17 protein-coding genes, 1 rRNA gene and 1 riboswitch are annotated in these 16,681 nt (G+C 38.0%); of the genes, 4 read left to right on the top strand and 14 right to left on the bottom strand.

All coding sequences use genetic code 11. From position 1 onward, the window contains the following. Nucleotides 1-12 precede the first annotated feature (12 nt). Nucleotides 13-702 (bottom strand): heptaprenylglyceryl phosphate synthase, encoded by a 690-nt coding sequence (locus tag V7S50_RS30570; RefSeq protein WP_063221566.1) that lies wholly within the window; start codon nucleotides 700-702, stop codon nucleotides 13-15. 312 nt (nucleotides 703-1,014) lie between these two features. Here V7S50_RS30570 and V7S50_RS30565 point away from each other — a divergent pair, with 312 nt between their 5' ends. The 3 genes from V7S50_RS30565 to V7S50_RS30555 all read left to right on the top strand — a co-directional run bounded on the left by V7S50_RS30565 (nucleotide 1,015) and on the right by V7S50_RS30555 (nucleotide 2,639). Further along, nucleotides 1,015-1,392, top strand: coding sequence for a YgaP family membrane protein (locus V7S50_RS30565; RefSeq protein ID WP_063221565.1), 378 nt, complete (start codon nucleotides 1,015-1,017; stop codon nucleotides 1,390-1,392). Between the two features lie 220 nt (nucleotides 1,393-1,612). Beyond that, complete coding sequence (locus tag V7S50_RS30560; protein WP_242256143.1) at nucleotides 1,613-2,458, top strand: SPFH domain-containing protein; 846 nt, start codon at nucleotides 1,613-1,615, stop codon at nucleotides 2,456-2,458. Nucleotides 2,459-2,474: 16 nt separating this feature from the next. Then, nucleotides 2,475-2,639 carry a toxin-antitoxin system HicB family antitoxin gene (locus tag V7S50_RS30555; protein WP_001085171.1) on the top strand — a complete coding sequence of 55 codons (165 nt, stop codon included), beginning with the start codon at nucleotides 2,475-2,477 and terminating at the stop codon, nucleotides 2,637-2,639. 36 nt (nucleotides 2,640-2,675) lie between these two features. Here V7S50_RS30555 and purD read toward each other — a convergent pair whose 3' ends face one another. The 12 genes from purD to purE form a co-directional block, all read right to left on the bottom strand. Next, a complete protein-coding gene (gene purD / locus V7S50_RS30550; protein WP_242256145.1) occupies nucleotides 2,676-3,947 on the bottom strand; it encodes a phosphoribosylamine--glycine ligase in 1,272 nt (423 codons plus the stop codon). Between the two features lie 75 nt (nucleotides 3,948-4,022). Continuing rightward, nucleotides 4,023-5,558: a bifunctional phosphoribosylaminoimidazolecarboxamide formyltransferase/IMP cyclohydrolase gene (gene purH / locus V7S50_RS30545; RefSeq protein WP_242256147.1), complete on the bottom strand. Its 1,536-nt coding sequence runs from the start codon at nucleotides 5,556-5,558 to the stop codon at nucleotides 4,023-4,025. A 24-nt stretch (nucleotides 5,559-5,582) separates the two neighbouring features. Further along, a complete protein-coding gene (gene purN, locus V7S50_RS30540; protein ID WP_098557202.1) occupies nucleotides 5,583-6,170 on the bottom strand; it encodes a phosphoribosylglycinamide formyltransferase in 588 nt (195 codons plus the stop codon). Further along, complete coding sequence (gene purM / locus V7S50_RS30535; RefSeq protein ID WP_063221560.1) at nucleotides 6,167-7,207, bottom strand: phosphoribosylformylglycinamidine cyclo-ligase; 1,041 nt, start codon at nucleotides 7,205-7,207, stop codon at nucleotides 6,167-6,169. The genes purN and purM overlap by 4 nt, the downstream gene beginning before the upstream one ends. 101 nt (nucleotides 7,208-7,308) lie before the next feature. Further along, nucleotides 7,309-8,724, bottom strand: coding sequence for an amidophosphoribosyltransferase (gene purF, locus V7S50_RS30530; RefSeq protein WP_000879028.1), 1,416 nt, complete (start codon nucleotides 8,722-8,724; stop codon nucleotides 7,309-7,311). Next, the gene (gene purL, locus V7S50_RS30525; RefSeq protein ID WP_242256149.1) at nucleotides 8,709-10,928 is read right to left on the bottom strand and encodes a phosphoribosylformylglycinamidine synthase II; all 2,220 of its coding nucleotides are present in this window, start codon (nucleotides 10,926-10,928) and stop codon (nucleotides 8,709-8,711) included. The genes purF and purL overlap by 16 nt, the downstream gene beginning before the upstream one ends. Continuing rightward, nucleotides 10,912-11,595, bottom strand: coding sequence for a phosphoribosylformylglycinamidine synthase subunit PurQ (purQ, locus tag V7S50_RS30520; RefSeq protein WP_048375606.1), 684 nt, complete (start codon nucleotides 11,593-11,595; stop codon nucleotides 10,912-10,914). Before purQ ends, purL begins: the two co-directional genes overlap by 17 nt. Beyond that, on the bottom strand, nucleotides 11,592-11,846 hold the full coding sequence (gene purS / locus V7S50_RS30515; RefSeq protein ID WP_063221558.1) for a phosphoribosylformylglycinamidine synthase subunit PurS: 255 nt from the start codon (nucleotides 11,844-11,846) through the stop codon (nucleotides 11,592-11,594). The genes purQ and purS overlap by 4 nt, the downstream gene beginning before the upstream one ends. Then, on the bottom strand, nucleotides 11,839-12,558 hold the full coding sequence (gene purC / locus V7S50_RS30510; RefSeq protein WP_063221557.1) for a phosphoribosylaminoimidazolesuccinocarboxamide synthase: 720 nt from the start codon (nucleotides 12,556-12,558) through the stop codon (nucleotides 11,839-11,841). Before purC ends, purS begins: the two co-directional genes overlap by 8 nt. Nucleotides 12,559-12,646: 88 nt before the next feature. Beyond that, nucleotides 12,647-13,954: an adenylosuccinate lyase gene (purB, locus tag V7S50_RS30505; protein WP_060629311.1), complete on the bottom strand. Its 1,308-nt coding sequence runs from the start codon at nucleotides 13,952-13,954 to the stop codon at nucleotides 12,647-12,649. After that, nucleotides 13,951-15,102 (bottom strand): 5-(carboxyamino)imidazole ribonucleotide synthase, encoded by a 1,152-nt coding sequence (purK, locus tag V7S50_RS30500; protein WP_063221556.1) that lies wholly within the window; start codon nucleotides 15,100-15,102, stop codon nucleotides 13,951-13,953. The genes purB and purK overlap by 4 nt, the downstream gene beginning before the upstream one ends. Beyond that, the gene (purE, locus tag V7S50_RS30495) at nucleotides 15,099-15,584 is read right to left on the bottom strand and encodes a 5-(carboxyamino)imidazole ribonucleotide mutase (RefSeq protein ID WP_000839367.1); all 486 of its coding nucleotides are present in this window, start codon (nucleotides 15,582-15,584) and stop codon (nucleotides 15,099-15,101) included. The genes purK and purE overlap by 4 nt, the downstream gene beginning before the upstream one ends. Before the next feature lie 110 nt (nucleotides 15,585-15,694). Next, a riboswitch (purine riboswitch) is annotated at nucleotides 15,695-15,796 on the bottom strand. 387 nt (nucleotides 15,797-16,183) lie between these two features. On the opposite strand from purE, the gene V7S50_RS30490 reads away from it, so the two are divergent. Beyond that, on the top strand, nucleotides 16,184-16,402 hold the full coding sequence (locus V7S50_RS30490; protein WP_242256154.1) for a hypothetical protein: 219 nt from the start codon (nucleotides 16,184-16,186) through the stop codon (nucleotides 16,400-16,402). 43 nt (nucleotides 16,403-16,445) lie between these two features. Here the strand turns inward: V7S50_RS30490 and rrf are convergent. Continuing rightward, nucleotides 16,446-16,561 (bottom strand): 5S ribosomal RNA (gene rrf / locus V7S50_RS30485). Nucleotides 16,562-16,681 lie beyond the last annotated feature (120 nt).

Raw genomic sequence — 16,681 nt, 5'->3', positions numbered from 1 at the left:
ATACGCCTGCACCTACTCTCCTTTTACTGCTTTAACTGTTTTTAACGCTGCTTTTATATCATCATAAATAATATTTCCAACAACTACTGTATCAGCATACTGCGCCATTTCTTTCGCTTGCTCTGCATTAGAAATACCGCCGCCATAATACAACTTCGCTTGTTTTAATTCTGCTTTTACATTTTTAACAAGTTCAATGTCGCCATACGTACCGCTATATTCTAAATAAAATATCGGTAAACGTAATAGCTTATCTGCTAAACGCGCGTATGCAATCACATCATCCTCTGTTACATCACATTTCGCATCTGTAAGCTGGGCTACTTTCGCTTCAGGATTTAAAACACAATATCCTTCCATGAAAATTTCGTCCCAGTCCATAATATCCCCAAATTCTTTCAAAGCCTCATGATGAACACCTGTTACCCATTCCACCTTTCGGCTATTTAAAACGCTTGGGATATAATAAAAATCAAATCCTGGTGTAATTGCTTCCACATCAGAAACCTCTAATACACAAGGAACTGCATATCTACGAATGCTAACTAGCATGTGTAGTACATTATCAATTGTCACTCCATCACTTCCGCCTACAATAACAGCATCTGTTCCAGACTCACAAATCATCTCTAAATGTTCATCACTTAACTCCTTATTTGGATCAAGCTTAAATACATGTTTCCACCCGGAAATATCGTACATGAAAACACCCTTTCTTTTCTCGAGTTATATATTTCTGTTCAAAATAACAGTTTATTTTCATCATTATTGTTTTAAGACGGAGAATTAAGTTTGGAATTACCTCTTCCATATTTTTTAAACGAGAGGATTTAATTTTGAAGTTCCTTTTATGCATTCTTTCATTATAACAAAAAAAGCTACTTACACACACGCACATTCCAACATCTTTTTCCACGTCAAATGTTGGATTACATATCCCAAAAATCAAACGGGATACTAATAAAAGAAATAGTATTATCTATTTCAACTTTCATAAAAAGGAGTGTTTTTCTAATGAAGCAAAATATCGGTACAATAAATGCCCTAATTCGAATTACACTCGGACTTGTCCTCTTCGGTTGTAGTGCAACTAAACTCGTACGCAAACCTTGGTGCACTTGGTCTAACGTCTTGCTATGGATTGGTGCAATGAAAGTTGCAGAGGGAATTGTTCGTTTCTGCCCTGTTGTTGAAATGTGGAAATTCGGAAAATACATGAATATGGGGGCATTTAAAATGCCTAGCATGAATTTTGCCGAAAAGGGACATACTAAAGAAGAAGTGAATCAAACTTCCAGTCACGACAAACCAAAGTCAAATGGAAGTTATGACGCTTCTGACAAAGAGATTGAGTCAGCGATTGAAGATATAATCCTGGCAAAACCGCTTTGAATCATTTGTCACGATGCAAGATGCTCTCAAAGGGACTTAGCTGCTGCAGTGGGCGGTTAAGTCTTCTTTATTTTACCATAAAACAGAACGTACATTCTTGTTTTTAATCTTAAAATGTACATAAGAGATACCTAATCAATAAAATTCAGAAAATTAGGTGTAAACCCCTTGCTTAAAATGATATAAAAGTGATATCATTTTTATATCAGGAGGCGATCATATGAAAGAAAAACAAGTTTTTTATGTAAATGGTTTTCTCGGTATTATCGGGATTTTAATTTTAGCCGCTATCGGTGTATTTTTCCTTGTACAAGAAATTTTCATAGTAGCAGCAGTCACACTTCTTTTAGCAGTAGTTATCGCTACAGGTATTGGTATTGTTCAACCAAATCAAGCGAAAGTCATTACGTTTTTCGGTAATTATTTAGGAACAATTCGTCAAAACGGTTTATTTTTAACGATTCCATTCGCATTCCGTCAAACTGTATCGTTACGTGTTGAAAATTTTAATAGTAAGAAATTAAAAGTAAACGATGTTGAGGGAAATCCGATTGAAATTGCAGCCGTCATCGTATATAAAGTTGTGGATTCTGCAAAAGCAATGTTCGGTGTTGAACATTACGATCGATTTGTAGAAATTCAAAGTGAAACAGCAATCCGCCACGTCGCAACAAAATATCCTTATGACAATTTCCAAGATGAAACTTGCATCACGTTACGCGGAAATACTGAAGAAATCTCCGAAGAATTAAAACGCGAGTTAGAGGCGCGCCTTGAAATCGCTGGCGTAGAAGTATTAGAAACTCGTTTAACACATTTAGCTTATGCAACAGAAATTGCCCATGCAATGCTACAACGTCAACAAGCAAAAGCAGTATTAGCTGCTAGAAAAGAAATTGTTGAAGGTGCTGTGAAGATGGCGAAAGATTCAATCCATATGTTAGATGAGGAAGGCGTACTGGAACTCGATGACGAGCGTAAAGCGAGTATGGTGAACAACTTATTAGTTGCCATCGTTTCAGATAAAGGTGCGCAACCAGTTATTAATACAGGAAGCCTATACTAAAAGGCTCTAAATCATTATGGCTAAAAAGAAAAGCTTTCCATTACGTATTGATCCTGAATTACATGCAGTCATCGAAAAATGGGCGAATGATGAGTTTCGTAGCGTCAATGCACACATCGAGTATTTACTTCGAGAAATGGCAAAGCAAAAAGGTAAATTGAAAAAGGATAAAGATGCATAAAAATCCCGCTGATTTCTCAGCGGGATTTTTCACATATTAATTTCTCGTCATCTCATGCCCAATGGCGCGATACCCTATATCACCTCGGTAAAATAGACCATCACTCTCAATTTTACCAATTTCTTTATACACCTTATCTTTCGCTTCTTGTAAACTATTCGCCTTACAAGCAACAAATAGTACACGGCCACCGTTTGTTACAAAGTCCCCATGCTTCATCGCTGTACCCGCATGGAAAACAATCACATCTTGCAATGCATCTAGTCCGCTAATAATATCACCTTTTTTATATGCTTCTGGGTATCCTTTCGAAGCAAGTACAACACCAATAACTGCTTCTTCTGACCATTGTAACGTTAGTTCACTCTCATCTAATACAGCGTTACATACATCAACTAAATCATTTTCTAAGCGAGGTAATACAACTTCCGTTTCAGGATCACCAAAGCGAGCATTAAACTCAATTACCTTTGGACCATCATTTGTTAAAATAAGACCTGCGTATAAAATACCTGTAAACGAACGGTTTTCTGCAATCATCGCCTTAGCAGTTGGATGTAATACCGTTTTTATCGCCTCTTGAACTGCTGATTCCGGAATTTGTGGTACTGGGGAATACGCACCCATTCCGCCTGTATTCGGACCTTTATCACCATCAAAAGCTCGTTTATGATCTTGCGCAATTACCATCGGATGCACAGTTGTTCCATTCACAAATGCCATTAATGAAAATTCTTGTCCATCTAAAAACTCTTCAATAACGACCTTCTTACTTGCTTCACCGAACTTTACATCTTGTAGCATTTCTTTCACAGCCTGTAATGCTTCTTCAAGCGTCATCGCTACCGTTACACCTTTACCAGCCGCTAAGCCGTCTGCCTTAATAACAATTGGTGCACCAACTTTTTCAATGTACTGTACTGCTTCTTCATAGTCTGTAAAAGTTTCGTACGCCGCAGTTGGAATATTATATTTTTTCATCAATTCTTTAGTAAAAGCTTTACTACCTTCAATAACAGCAGCCGCTTTATTCGGACCAAATACGCGAAGTCCCTCTTCTTTAAAACGATCAACAATTCCATTCATAAGCGGAATTTCTGGTCCAACGAAAGTTAACTCAACATTATTCTCTTTTGCAAATAAGACCAATGTATCAAAATCATTTTCATCAATATCAACAGGTGTTGCAACATCTCGCATACCTTCATTACCTGGTGCTACATACACTTTTTCTACCTTTTCAGACTGTGCAAATTTCCAAGCTAAAGCATGCTCACGCCCACCGCGGCCGATTACTAAAACATTCATATTTCATCCCCCAATATTTAAATAAGTACAAACTAGAAGCTATGCTCCTAGTTTGTTTCTTCTAAAATTACTCTATTAATGTTTGAAATGACGTACGCCAGTGAACACCATCGCAATCCCATACTTATCTGCCACTTTAATAGAATCCTCATCACGAATTGATCCACCTGGTTGGATAATTGCTGTAATACCAGCTTTTGCTGCTTCTTCTACTGTATCTGGCATTGGGAAGAAAGCATCAGATGCAAGTGCGCTACCTTGTGCTTTTTCGCCAGCTTGTGTAATTGCGATTTTTGCAGAACCTACGCGGTTCATCTGTCCTGCACCTACACCAACTGTCATGTTATCATTCGCTAAAACAATTGCGTTTGATTTCACATGTTTTACAACTTTCCAAGCTAGTTTTAAATCTTTCCACTCTTGCTCTGACGGTTCACGTTTCGTCGGAATTGAAATTGTACTTTCATCTAATGATAACGTATCTTCCTCTTGAACAAGAAGACCACCTTGTACAGAAGTTAGTTTTTTGCTTGCACTTGTCGCTTTTTCAATATTTACAGTTAGTAAACGTAAGTTTTTCTTACCTTGCAACACTTCTAAAGCTTCTTTTGAGAAAGAAGGTGCAATAATAATTTCTAAGAAAATTTCATGTAACTTTTCAGCTGTAGCTTTGTCGATTTCACGATTCGCTGCAATAATTCCTCCAAAGATTGATACTGGATCCGCTTCATAAGCGCGTGTATATGCTTCATGAATATCAGTACCTACTCCAACACCACATGGATTCATATGTTTTACCGCTACTACTGCTGGCTCTGTAAATTCTTTTACGATACTAAGCGCTGCGTCTGCATCATTGATATTGTTATAAGATAATTCTTTACCATGTAATTGTTCCGCATATGCAACAGAAGAAGTTGCTGCGAATGGTGCTTTATAGAAAGTCGCTTTTTGATGTGGATTTTCTCCATAGCGTAAGTCTTGTTTTTTCTCAAATGTCACAGTTAATGTTTCAGGACTTTCTTCACCCATTTGCTCTGTTAAGTAATTAGAAATTAGCGCATCATATGCTGCTGTATGACGGAATACCTTCGCTGCTAATTTACGTTTCGTTTCATCTGTTACTTCACCGTTCTCTTTCAGTTCTACTAATACAACATCATAATCTACTGGATCTACAATTACAGACACAAACTTATGATTTTTCGCTGCAGAGCGAATCATTGTCGGGCCACCGATATCAATATTTTCAATTGCATCAGCAAATGTTACATCAGGCTTAGCGATTGTTTCTTTAAATGGGTATAAGTTAACAACAACAAAGTCAATTGGTTGAATACCTAATTCATTCATTTGCGCTACATGTGTTTCATTATCGCGAACTGCTAATAGACCACCATGGATATTTGGATGTAATGTTTTCACACGACCGTCCATAATTTCTGGGAACCCAGTTACTTCAGAAATACCGATTACTTGTAAGCCATTTTCTTCTAGTAATTTTTTCGTACCACCTGTTGATATAACTTCGATCCCTTGTTCTAGTAAACCTTTAACAAATTCTACTACTCCTGTTTTATCTGAAACACTTACTAATGCACGCTTTTTCATTGATCCTTCACCCCTGGTTGTATGTTAGTTAACAGTTGGTTCTTTCACAGATTGAACAATTTGATTCACTGTATTTACGTATAATTTATGTTCAACTTGTTGAATTTTCTTTTGTAAGCTTTCTCTCGTATCCCCTTCAGAAACAACTACTGCTTCTTGCGCAATAATTGGTCCTGTATCCATACCTGCATCTACATAATGAATTGTTACTCCAGTTATTTTCACACCTGCTTCTAACGCTTGACCAACAGCATCTTTACCTGGAAAACTCGGTAGTAGTGATGGATGAATATTAATAATCTTCCCGCCGTATGCTTCTAGTAACGTTGGCCCAATTAAACGCATATATCCAGCTAAAATAACATAATCAATTTTATATTCTTCTAGCTTCTTTAATATCTCTGTTTCAAACACTTCTTTTGACTCATATGCTTTCGCTGAAAAGGCGAAGCATGGAATATGATGATAATGCGCCCGACCAACAGCACGTGCTTCTGGTTTATCACATACTAATAAACTAATTTCTGCATCCAATCTTTTCTCTTCTACTGCATTAACGAGAGATTGAAAGTTAGATCCGCTTCCAGAAGCAAAAACTGCTAATCTACTCATAGTTCTGTGCCCCCGTTAAAGGTAACGCCAGCCCCTTGTACAGTACGTCCAATAATACGAGCTGTTTCCCCTTGCTCTTCAAGAAGACGAACAATATCTTTTGCTTCTTCTTCCTTCACTGCTACTACCATACCAATACCCATGTTAAAAATATTGAACATTTCTTTCTCTTCTAGTTTTCCCACTTCTTGAAGTAAACTGAAGATCGGTTGAATTTGCCAAGATCCTAATTCAATTTCTGCACCGATTCCTTCTGGTAACATACGTGGAATATTCTCAATGAATCCGCCACCTGTAATATGCGCCATACCGTATACTTCATATTTCTTCAATAGTTCTAAAATAGGTTTGACATAAATTTTCGTTGGTTTTAATAATTCTTCACCGAGAGGTAGTTCTAAGCGTCCGTAAATACGATCTAAAGATAGTTCTCCATCTTCTAGCAATACTTTTCTTACTAAAGAATAACCGTTACTATGAATACCACTAGATGCTAAGCCGATTAATACGTGACCAGCTTCAATCTTTTCACCTGTTACAATTTTCTTTTTATCAACAATTCCAACTGTAAAGCCAGCTAAATCATACTCTTCTGTAGAATACATTCCTGGCATTTCAGCTGTTTCTCCACCAATTAATGCACAACCTGCTTGGCGACAGCCCTCTGATATACCTTTGACGATGTTTTCAATTTTACTAGGTTCAGCTTTACCACAAGCAATATAATCAAGGAAGAAAAGCGGCTCTGCTCCTTGGACAACAATATCATTTACACACATTGCTACTGCATCAATACCAATTGTGTCATGTTTATCTGCCATAAAAGCGAGCATCAATTTCGTTCCCACACCATCTGTTCCAGATACTAATACAGGTTCTTCTAATGCAAATTTTGATAGATCAAACATACCTCCAAAACCGCCTAAACCGCCTAGTACTTCTTTTCTCATAGTTGTTTGTACGTGTTTTTTCATGCGAGATACCGCTTCATATCCAGCTTCAATATCTACTCCCGCTTGCTTATATGCATTCGCCATCGTTATCTACACCTCGTCTTTTAATTTCTCCCTATCTAGGGCTGGCCGTTTTAAGAAAGAAGCTAGCTTCTACCTCAAAAGAAGTAGAAGCTTTTTTCTTCTTATTTCATACTTTCTAAAAGCTCTTGCTCATAATCATAAAGTGCTGTTGGATAGTCTCCATTGAAGTAAGCCATACATAGACCGCCATATTTCCCTTCATATGGACGTCCAATTGCATCTACTAATCCATCTTCGCTTAAAAATGTTAATGAATCTGCACCGATTATTTCACGAATTTCTTCTACTGTATGATTTGCTGCAATTAATTCTTTTCTCGTTTGAATATCAATGCCATAGAAGCATGGATATTTCAGAGGTGGTGACGCAATTCTTACGTGGACTTCTGTCGCTCCAGCCTCGCGAAGCATACGAACAATTCGTTTACTTGTTGTTCCTCTTACGATAGAATCGTCAATCATAACAACTCGTTTTCCTTCAACTACACCTCTTACTGCTGAAAGTTTCATCTTAACCCCTTGCTCTCGCAGTTCTTGAGAAGGTTGAATAAACGTACGTCCAACGTAACGATTTTTAATTAGTCCTAACTCATACGGAATACCTGTCGCCTCCGCATAACCAATTGCTGCTGAAATACTAGAGTCTGGCACACCAGTAACAACATCAGCTTCAATAGGAGCTTCTGCCGCCAAACGTTTCCCCATGTTTTTACGTGCTGCATGGACGTTAATACCTGCAATATTAGAATCCGGACGTGCAAAGTAAATGTACTCCATACTACAAATTGCATGATCTACTTCATTTGTAAAACGATCTACGTGAATTCCTTCATCATTGATGATAAGTAATTCACCCGGTTCTACATCACGAATGTATGTTGCACCTACTACATCGAAAGCACATGTTTCTGATGCTACAACGTAAGCATCACCCATCTTTCCAATTGAAAGAGGACGGAACCCATTTGGATCTAGCGCAACAATCATTTCATTTCCAGTTAGTAAAAGGTATGCAAACGCACCTTTCACTTTATTTAGTGCCTCTTTTACACTTTCAATTAAAGAATCTTTCGTACTACGCTTAATAAGATGTAAAAGTACTTCTGTATCTGAACTCGTTTGAAAAATACTTCCCTCTGCCTCTAATTCGCGGCGAAGCATTTTTGCATTAATTAAATTTCCGTTATGAGCTAATGCCATACTATGATCAGAAAAACGGAATAATAATGGTTGAACGTTAGCTACTTCACTTCCACCAGCCGTCGCGTATCGTACGTGTCCGATTGCTGATTTTCCGTTCAATCCTTCTAGCTCACCTCTTGAAAACACTTCCGATATTAAACCTAACCCCTTGTGACCGACGATTTTTTCCCCATTATTTACGACAATGCCTGCGCCTTCTTGCCCACGGTGCTGTAAACTGTGCAATCCGTAGTATGAAACTTGTGCCGCATTTTCATGCCCCCAAATTCCAAAGACGCCACATTCTTCATTTAACCCCTTTATTTCAGCAAGCATGGGATTGCCCCTTTCCAAGCCTTTCTCATTTCATCTACATTTGCTGTAAGCAATACTTCATTCTCTTCATTATGAATTGTTACTTCATTTGTATTTGTCACTTCTCCAACTTGAATTGCTTCTACCGCTTTCTCGAATGCTTCTTTATTTTCACGTTTTACAGTTAAAACGAAGCGAGATTGTGATTCAGCAAATAATGCAGCTGTTGCTTCTCCAACTAATTTCACAGTAGCACCTAAGCCGTTAGCACCAATTGCACTTTCAGAAATTGCAACTGCTAAACCACCTTCAGCAACATCATGTGCTGATTGAATAAGGCCAGCTTGAATTGCTTCTAATACTTGTTTTTGGCGTTTTAATTCTACATCTAAATCGATGCTTGGTGATTGACCGAAAATTTTGCCGTGAATCATTTTCTGTAATTCACTTCCACCAAACTCAGCTTTCGTCTCACCGATTACATAAACTAAATCACCAGCTTGCTTAAACTCTTGTGTTGTTACGTGTTTTAAGTCATGTACAAGACCGACCATCCCAACAGTCGGTGTTGGATATACCGCTTCCCCACTACGCTCGTTATACATCGATACGTTTCCGCCGATAACTGGCGTTTGTAATGTACGACAAGCTTCACTCATACCATCTACTGATTTCTCAATTTGCCAGAAGATCTCTGGTTTTTCTGGGTTACCAAAGTTTAAGCAATCTGTAATTGCAAGTGGCTCTCCGCCAGAACATACGATATTACGAGCTGCCTCTGCTACTGCAATTTTACCGCCCATTTCTGGATCTAAGTAAATATAGCGAGAGTTACAATCTGTCGTCATCGCTAATCCTTTTTCTGTACCGCGTACACGTACAACTGCTGCATCTGAACCTGGTGCAACAACTGTGCTTGTGCGTACTTGATAATCATATTGATCATAAACCCACTCTTTACTTGCAATGGTTGGTTGCTGTAATAAAGCAAATAACGTTTCTTTATAATCTTCTACTTTTGGCGTTTCCATTTTCATTGCTTGGAATTCAGCAAAGTATGCCGCTTCTTTTGATGGCTTATAATAAATTGGTGCTTCTTCTGCTAAAGCATCTGCTGGCACTTCCGCTACCTTTTCACCTTTATGGAATAAACGAAGCATTTTATCTTCTGTTACTTTCCCCATCGTAACTGCTGCAAGGCCATACTTCTCAAATAAATCTACTATTTCTTGTTCTCTACCTTTTTTCACAACGATTAGCATACGCTCTTGTGATTCAGATAGCATCATTTCATATGGAGTCATTCCTGTTTCACGCTGTGGTACATCATCTAAGTACATTTCAATACCCATACCTGCTTTACTCGCCATTTCTGCAGAAGATGAAGTTAAACCGGCAGCTCCCATATCTTGAATTCCAACAAGTGCGTCCGACTGAATAAGTTCTAAGCAAGCTTCAATAAGAAGTTTCTCCATAAATGGATCCCCTACTTGAACTGCTGGACGCTTCGCTTCCGAGCTTTCAGATAGTTCTTCAGATGCAAATGTTGCACCGTGAATACCGTCACGACCAGTAGATGCTCCTACGTACATTACCGTATTTCCAGCTCCGTGTGCCTGCCCTTTTTTAATGTCTTCGTGGTTAATTAAGCCTACACACATTGCATTTACAAGTGGATTTCCTTCATAACATGGATCAAATTGTACTTCGCCGCCAACAGTCGGAATACCGATACAGTTACCGTATCCTGCAATCCCTGCTACTACTTCTTCGAATAAATATTTCACACGTGGTGATTGTAACTCCCCAAATCGAAGTGAGTTTAATAGAGCTACTGGACGCGCTCCCATAGAGAATACGTCACGGATAATACCACCCACGCCTGTTGCTGCTCCTTGATATGGTTCAATAGCTGAAGGATGGTTATGGCTTTCCATTTTAAATACAACCGCTTGATTATCACCGATGTCTACAATTCCAGCACCTTCCCCAGGCCCTTGCAGAACACGCTCACCTGTTGTTGGGAATTTTCGAAGCACTGGTTTTGAATTTTTATAACTACAATGTTCAGACCACATAACAGAGAATAATCCTGTTTCTGTATAATTTGGCAGACGACCTAAAATCTTTTCAACCATGGCAAACTCTTCGTCTGTTAGCCCCATTTCCGCATATATACGCTCTTCTTTAATTTGTGTTGGATTTGGTTCAAGCATTAACGACATATGTTTCCCTCCACTGTTTTAAGATAGATTGAAAGACTTTTAACCCTTCAGCACCGCCAAGTAATTCATCTACAGCACGCTCTGGGTGCGGCATCATACCAAGTACGTTTCCTTTTTCATTTACGATACCAGCAATATCTGATACGCTACCGTTCGGATTTTCTACGTAACGGAATGCAATCTGATTATTCTCTTCTAATCTTTTAAGAGTTTCTTCATCACAATAGTAATTCCCCTCACCATGTGCGATTGGAATGTTGATTACTTCATCTTTTTCATATTGTGATGTAAACATCGTTTCATTATTTTCAACACGCAACTGAACAGTGCGGCACATAAATTTTAAGTTTTCGTTTCTCATTAATGCTCCTGGTAGTAATCCTGATTCAACAAGAATCTGGAATCCATTACATACGCCTAAAATCGGCTTTCCTTGTTCAGCAGCTTTTTGCACTGCTTTCATTGCATTCGCAAAGCGAGAAATAGCACCGCAGCGTAAGTAGTCACCGTAAGAGAATCCACCTGGTAGTAAAATTGCATCATATTCATCTAAATTCTCTGTATCGTGCCAAACGTAATCTACTTCTTCGCCAAGCTCATCTTTAATTGCATGGAACATATCGACATCACAGTTCGAACCCGGAAATACTATTACTGCAAATTTCACTGTGCGACAACCTCCTCAACTTCATAACGGAAGTCTTCCATTACAACGTTTGCTAATAGTTTTTCACACATTTCCTTTACCTTTGTATCAAGATCAGATACTGATTTATCAATTGTTAGTTCCATGTACTTTCCGATTCGAACGTCTTGTACTTCTGTAAATGAAAGACTATGAAGTGCGCCTTTTACCGCTGTTCCTTGTGGATCTAATACGCTTTCTCTTAATGTTACATATACCTTAACTTTATACATGTGAAATTCCCCCTAAACGTTTTAAAATCTCTTCATAAGCATCTGTTAAATTTCCAAGACCGCGACGGAATACGTCTTTATCAAACTTTTCATTGCTCGTTTCATCCCATAAACGGCAAGTATCTGGTGAAATTTCATCTGCTAAAATGATTTCTCCTTCATCGGTTACACCAAACTCTAATTTAAAATCTACTAACCTTACACGACAGCTTGCGAAATGATCAATCAACACTTGATTGATTTGTAGAGCCATATCTCGTAATACGCTTACTTGCTCTGGCGATGCAACGTTTAATACACGAATATGATCTTCCGTTACAAGCGGATCTCCTAAATCATCATCTTTGAAGTAAAATTCTACGATTGGTTCTGCAAGTACAGTTCCCTCTTCCATTCCTAATCGTTTTGAAAGACTTCCTGCAATTACATTTCTAGTGACAACTTCTAAAGGAATAATACTCACTTTTTTAACAAGTTGTTCTGTATCAGATAACTTCTCAACAAAGTGTGTTTTAATTCCTACTTCTTGTAACTTTCTGAACAATAAAGTTGTAATCTCATTGTTCAAACGACCTTTTCCTGTAATCGTCTCTTTTTTCTCCCCATTGAAAGCAGTCGCACTATCTTTGTACTCTACCCAAACCATATCTGCTGATTCTGTACGATAAATTCTTTTTGCCTTACCTTCATACAGCAATTCTAGCTTTTGCATTTCGCAAGCCCCCTGTAGTTTGAAAAATGTGAATAATGTTTTTATAAAGAATGGCACAGAATGACTCTATTCTGTGCCATATGAAATTTTACGCTTCGTTTAATCCAAGGCGTTCAAAGATTGTATCAACGTGTTGCATATGATGCTCATAGTTGAAGCATTCATTAATTTCTTCTTGTGTTAATTTGCTTGTGATACGCTCATCAGCTTCTACAAGTTCTTTAAATTGTACTTGTGTTTCCCAAGCTTCCATCGCTTTAGGCTGTACGATATCGTAAGCTTCTTCACGTACCATACCTTTGTCGATTAACGTAAGCATTACTCGTTGAGAATAAATTAAGCCGTATGTTCTTGTCATATTGCGTTTCATATTCTCTGGGTATACAGTTAAGTTTTTAACGATATTACCAAAGCGATTTAACATGTAATTTAACGCGATTGTAGCATCTGGTAAAATTACGCGTTCTGCCGAAGAGTGCGAAATATCACGCTCATGCCATAATGGAACATTCTCATAAGCTGTCATCATATAACCGCGGATAACACGAGCTAAACCAGTCATATTTTCAGATCCAATTGGATTACGTTTATGTGGCATTGCAGAAGAACCTTTTTGACCTTTTGCGAAAGCTTCTTCCACTTCGCGTGTTTCACTCTTTTGTAAACCACGAATCTCAACTGCCATCTTTTCGATAGATGTTGCGATTAATGCAAGTGTTGACATGTAATGAGCATGGCGATCACGTTGCAATGTTTGTGTTGAAATTGGCGCTGCTTCTAATCCTAAGTTTTCGCAAACAAATTTTTCTACGAATGGATCAATATTCGCGTATGTACCAACCGCACCAGATAGTTTACCAACGCGAACAGTATCTGCAGCTTGTTTGAAACGCTCTACGTTACGTTTCATTTCTTCATACCAAAGACCAAGTTTTAAACCAAATGTTGTTGGTTCTGCATGAACACCATGTGTTCTTCCCATCATGATCGTGTATTTATGCTCTTTCGCTTTGTTAGCTAAAATGCTTACAAAGTTTTCTAAGTCTTTTAATATGATTTCATTCGCTTGTTTTAAGATGTAAGATAACGCTGTATCTACTACGTCTGTAGATGTTAAACCGTAATGAACCCATTTACGTTCTTCACCTAATGCTGGTGTTTCTGATACAGCACGAGTAAATGCAACTACGTCATGACGTGTCTCTTTTTCAATTTCATAAATACGATCAATATCAAATGATGCATGCTCACGAATTTTTTTAACATCTTCTTTTGGAATATCGCCAAGCTCAGCCCATGCTTCACAAGCTAAAATCTCAACCTCTAACCACGCTTTAAATTTGTTCTCTTCCGTCCAAATTGCACCCATTTCTGGGCGTGTATAACGACTAATCATCTTTTTCCCTCCAACAGTTGTTCTTGATGGTCCCAAATATGCAAACTCTTCGCTTTTTCTAGAGCGACTTCAATATTATCATTTAAAATATTAACATGCCCCATTTTCCGCTGCGCTTTTGCTTCTTCTTTTCCATACAAGTGTAAATAGCACCCGGTTAATCTATTCACTTGTCTTAGGACCCCTTCTATATGTTCGCCTAAAATGTTTACCATGACAACTGGTTTTAACAAATTTGTTTCTCCAAGAGGTAAATTACAGATCGCTCGAATATGTTGACCAAATTGACTCGTTTCACATGCATCCTGTGTATAGTGTCCTGAATTGTGAGGTCTTGGTGCTAATTCATTAATATAAATCTCACCATCAGCTGTAGCAAACATCTCTACCGCTAGTGTTCCCACAAGTTCTAGTTCATCCGCAAGCACCCTTGCATAAGCAATTGCTTTTTGAGAAAGTTCTTCTGTAATGCGAGCTGGAACGATAGATTCATGCAAAATGTTATTTACATGAATATTTTCTGCTACCGGAAATACTTTCGTTTCACCACTTACACTACGAATTACAATAACTGATACTTCTTTTTCAAAAGGCACCCATTTCTCTAAAATACATTCTGCTGCATTCGCAAGCTTTCGTGCTTTATCAACGTCAGCTTCACTTCTTAAAACAACTTGCCCTTTCCCGTCATATCCACCTGTCGTTGTTTTTAAGACGGAAGGATATGATAACTCGGTGATTGCTTCAGTAAGCTGCTCTTGAGTTTGGACCAATCTATACGTTGCTACTGGTAGTCCCGCGTTTTCAATTGCATTCTTTTCGGTAAAACGATTTTGCGTTTTACTTAACAACTGACTGCCTTGCGGTAAGTAAGCATGTTTTTCAAGCCATTGTAAACATCTATAATCAATATTCTCAAATTCATATGTGACAACATCACTGATCTCTGCTAAATGCTGAATTGCTTTTAAATCGTCATATGATGCAACAATTTCAATATCAGCAACTTGTGCACATGGTGAATGTTTTGTAGGATCTAAAACAGCAATTTTATATCCCATCTCCTTAGCTGCCAATGCCATCATTCTTCCTAGCTGGCCGCCTCCAATAATACCGATTGTTTTTCCAGGTAAAATGATTCTCGTCATACTAGCTCACTACCTTCGCGCACATCTTTTTCAATTGCTTCTCTTCTCAATTCTAATGCATCATGTATGTCATCATGGAATGATCCAAGTATTTGTGCAGCAAGTAAACCAGCATTTGTTGAACCAGCCTTACCAATTGCAACAGTTGCAACTGGAACCCCTCCTGGCATTTGGACGATAGATAATAATGAATCTAAGCCGTTTAACGCTTTTGATTGAACTGGAACTCCGATCACAGGAAGATTCGTCTTCGCAGCAACCATTCCTGGTAAATGCGCTGCTCCACCAGCTCCAGCAATAATAACTTTCAATCCACGTTCACGAGCCGTCTCTGCATATTCAAACATATAATCCGGAGTCCGATGAGCGGATACAACTTTTTTCTCATACGGTATATTTAATTCATCTAAAATGTCACAAGCATATTTCATTGTTTCCCAGTCTGACGTGCTTCCCATTATGACTCCAACTAGTGATTTCATATTAGAATCCCCCCGATTCAAATAAAAAAAGCCTGAAATAGAACAGTTTCTCTTTTACTATGAGAGAAAGTGCTCTACTCAGGCATACGTATCCCTTGTGAATAGAAAAATACCGAGTGACTTTCCCTCATAGTCTAACGAATAACGGTCGTTAGGTAGAGACTTGCAGGCCATATCCCCGCGATTATATGAGGTCTTATATATTATTCTTTCTATGGCTATATTAACAATATTTCATAAACAATGTCAATAAATAATCGAATGTTTTTTTATTAGTCACTCATAACGTTCGTGTTTTAGTTATATTCAAAAGAATAATTGTAACTATATGCAAGAAGGATAAGAAATTAGAATATATATTTCTAGAGATCTATCAACCCCACTGATTATTAGCTCACACCAATCGAGCTTTTACGGACAGCCTGAACCCTACCTAACTTCTTTGCTGTCGCTAAATTTTGAGGTGAGGGTCTTACTGTCCGGCAAATAGCGGGATAAAGCATATCGTTTATATTTATTTGATTTATACGAAGGACAATAATGAAAAAACAACTACACTCTTTTCATATTTATTCCTTTGTATCGTAGTCATTGCTATAATGATTGAATACTTATTTCTATCATCCTACTTTTTTTCTCATTATTTAAAATATATACTTATGGTAGAAATAACGTTTCCTAACATAGGCATTATTTTAGGAGCAATCGGAAAACCTAGAAAACAAAAAATCATTACTATTACTTTGAATAGCCTCATTTTTACTCTTTTTTCCTCTTTACGATTATTAAATGTATGGATTATGACATTTAATAAGTAAAAATAAACACAAAAAAACCTAAGTCGAATCGACTTAGGTTTTTGCTTGGCGACGTCCTACTCTCACAGGGACAAGGTCCCAACTACCATCGGCGCTAGAGAGCTTAACTTCCGTGTTCGGTATGGGAACGGGTGTGACCTCTCTGCCATCATCACCAAACTATGAAGGCATATATTCCTTCAAAACTAGATAACATTTGCTACATATTATATGGTTAAGTCCTCGATCTATTAGTATTCGTCAGCTCCACATGTCACCATGCTTCCACCTCGAACCTAT

Source organism: Bacillus sp. CCNWLW194 (genome assembly GCF_037120585.1).
Taxonomy (GTDB): domain Bacteria; phylum Bacillota; class Bacilli; order Bacillales; family Bacillaceae_G; genus Bacillus_A; species Bacillus_A basilensis.
Note: the sequence above shows the minus strand (reverse complement) of the source record. Positions and strands in the feature narration are given on the sequence as shown.

Excerpts from the sequence above, each read along its gene's own strand:
- purD (WP_242256145.1), bottom strand. The coding sequence starts at position 3,947 with ATGAATGTTTTAGTAATCGGCCGCGGTGGGCGTGAGCATGCTTTAGCT.
- purS (WP_063221558.1), bottom strand. The coding sequence starts at position 11,846 with ATGTATAAAGTTAAGGTATATGTAACATTAAGAGAAAGCGTATTAGAT.
- purH (WP_242256147.1), bottom strand. The coding sequence starts at position 5,558 with ATGAAAAAGCGTGCATTAGTAAGTGTTTCAGATAAAACAGGAGTAGTA.
- purM (WP_063221560.1), bottom strand. The coding sequence starts at position 7,207 with ATGGCGAATGCATATAAGCAAGCGGGAGTAGATATTGAAGCTGGATAT.
- V7S50_RS30555 (WP_001085171.1), top strand. The coding sequence starts at position 2,475 with ATGGCTAAAAAGAAAAGCTTTCCATTACGTATTGATCCTGAATTACAT.
- V7S50_RS30560 (WP_242256143.1), top strand. The coding sequence starts at position 1,613 with ATGAAAGAAAAACAAGTTTTTTATGTAAATGGTTTTCTCGGTATTATC.
- purB (WP_060629311.1), bottom strand. The coding sequence starts at position 13,954 with ATGATTAGTCGTTATACACGCCCAGAAATGGGTGCAATTTGGACGGAA.
- purL (WP_242256149.1), bottom strand. The coding sequence starts at position 10,928 with ATGTCGTTAATGCTTGAACCAAATCCAACACAAATTAAAGAAGAGCGT.
- purN (WP_098557202.1), bottom strand. The coding sequence starts at position 6,170 with ATGAGTAGATTAGCAGTTTTTGCTTCTGGAAGCGGATCTAACTTTCAA.
- V7S50_RS30490 (WP_242256154.1), top strand. The coding sequence starts at position 16,184 with ATGATTGAATACTTATTTCTATCATCCTACTTTTTTTCTCATTATTTA.
- V7S50_RS30570 (WP_063221566.1), bottom strand. The coding sequence starts at position 702 with ATGTACGATATTTCCGGGTGGAAACATGTATTTAAGCTTGATCCAAAT.
- purK (WP_063221556.1), bottom strand. The coding sequence starts at position 15,102 with ATGACGAGAATCATTTTACCTGGAAAAACAATCGGTATTATTGGAGGC.
- purE (WP_000839367.1), bottom strand. The coding sequence starts at position 15,584 with ATGAAATCACTAGTTGGAGTCATAATGGGAAGCACGTCAGACTGGGAA.
- purC (WP_063221557.1), bottom strand. The coding sequence starts at position 12,558 with ATGCAAAAGCTAGAATTGCTGTATGAAGGTAAGGCAAAAAGAATTTAT.
- purF (WP_000879028.1), bottom strand. The coding sequence starts at position 8,724 with ATGCTTGCTGAAATAAAGGGGTTAAATGAAGAATGTGGCGTCTTTGGA.
- V7S50_RS30565 (WP_063221565.1), top strand. The coding sequence starts at position 1,015 with ATGAAGCAAAATATCGGTACAATAAATGCCCTAATTCGAATTACACTC.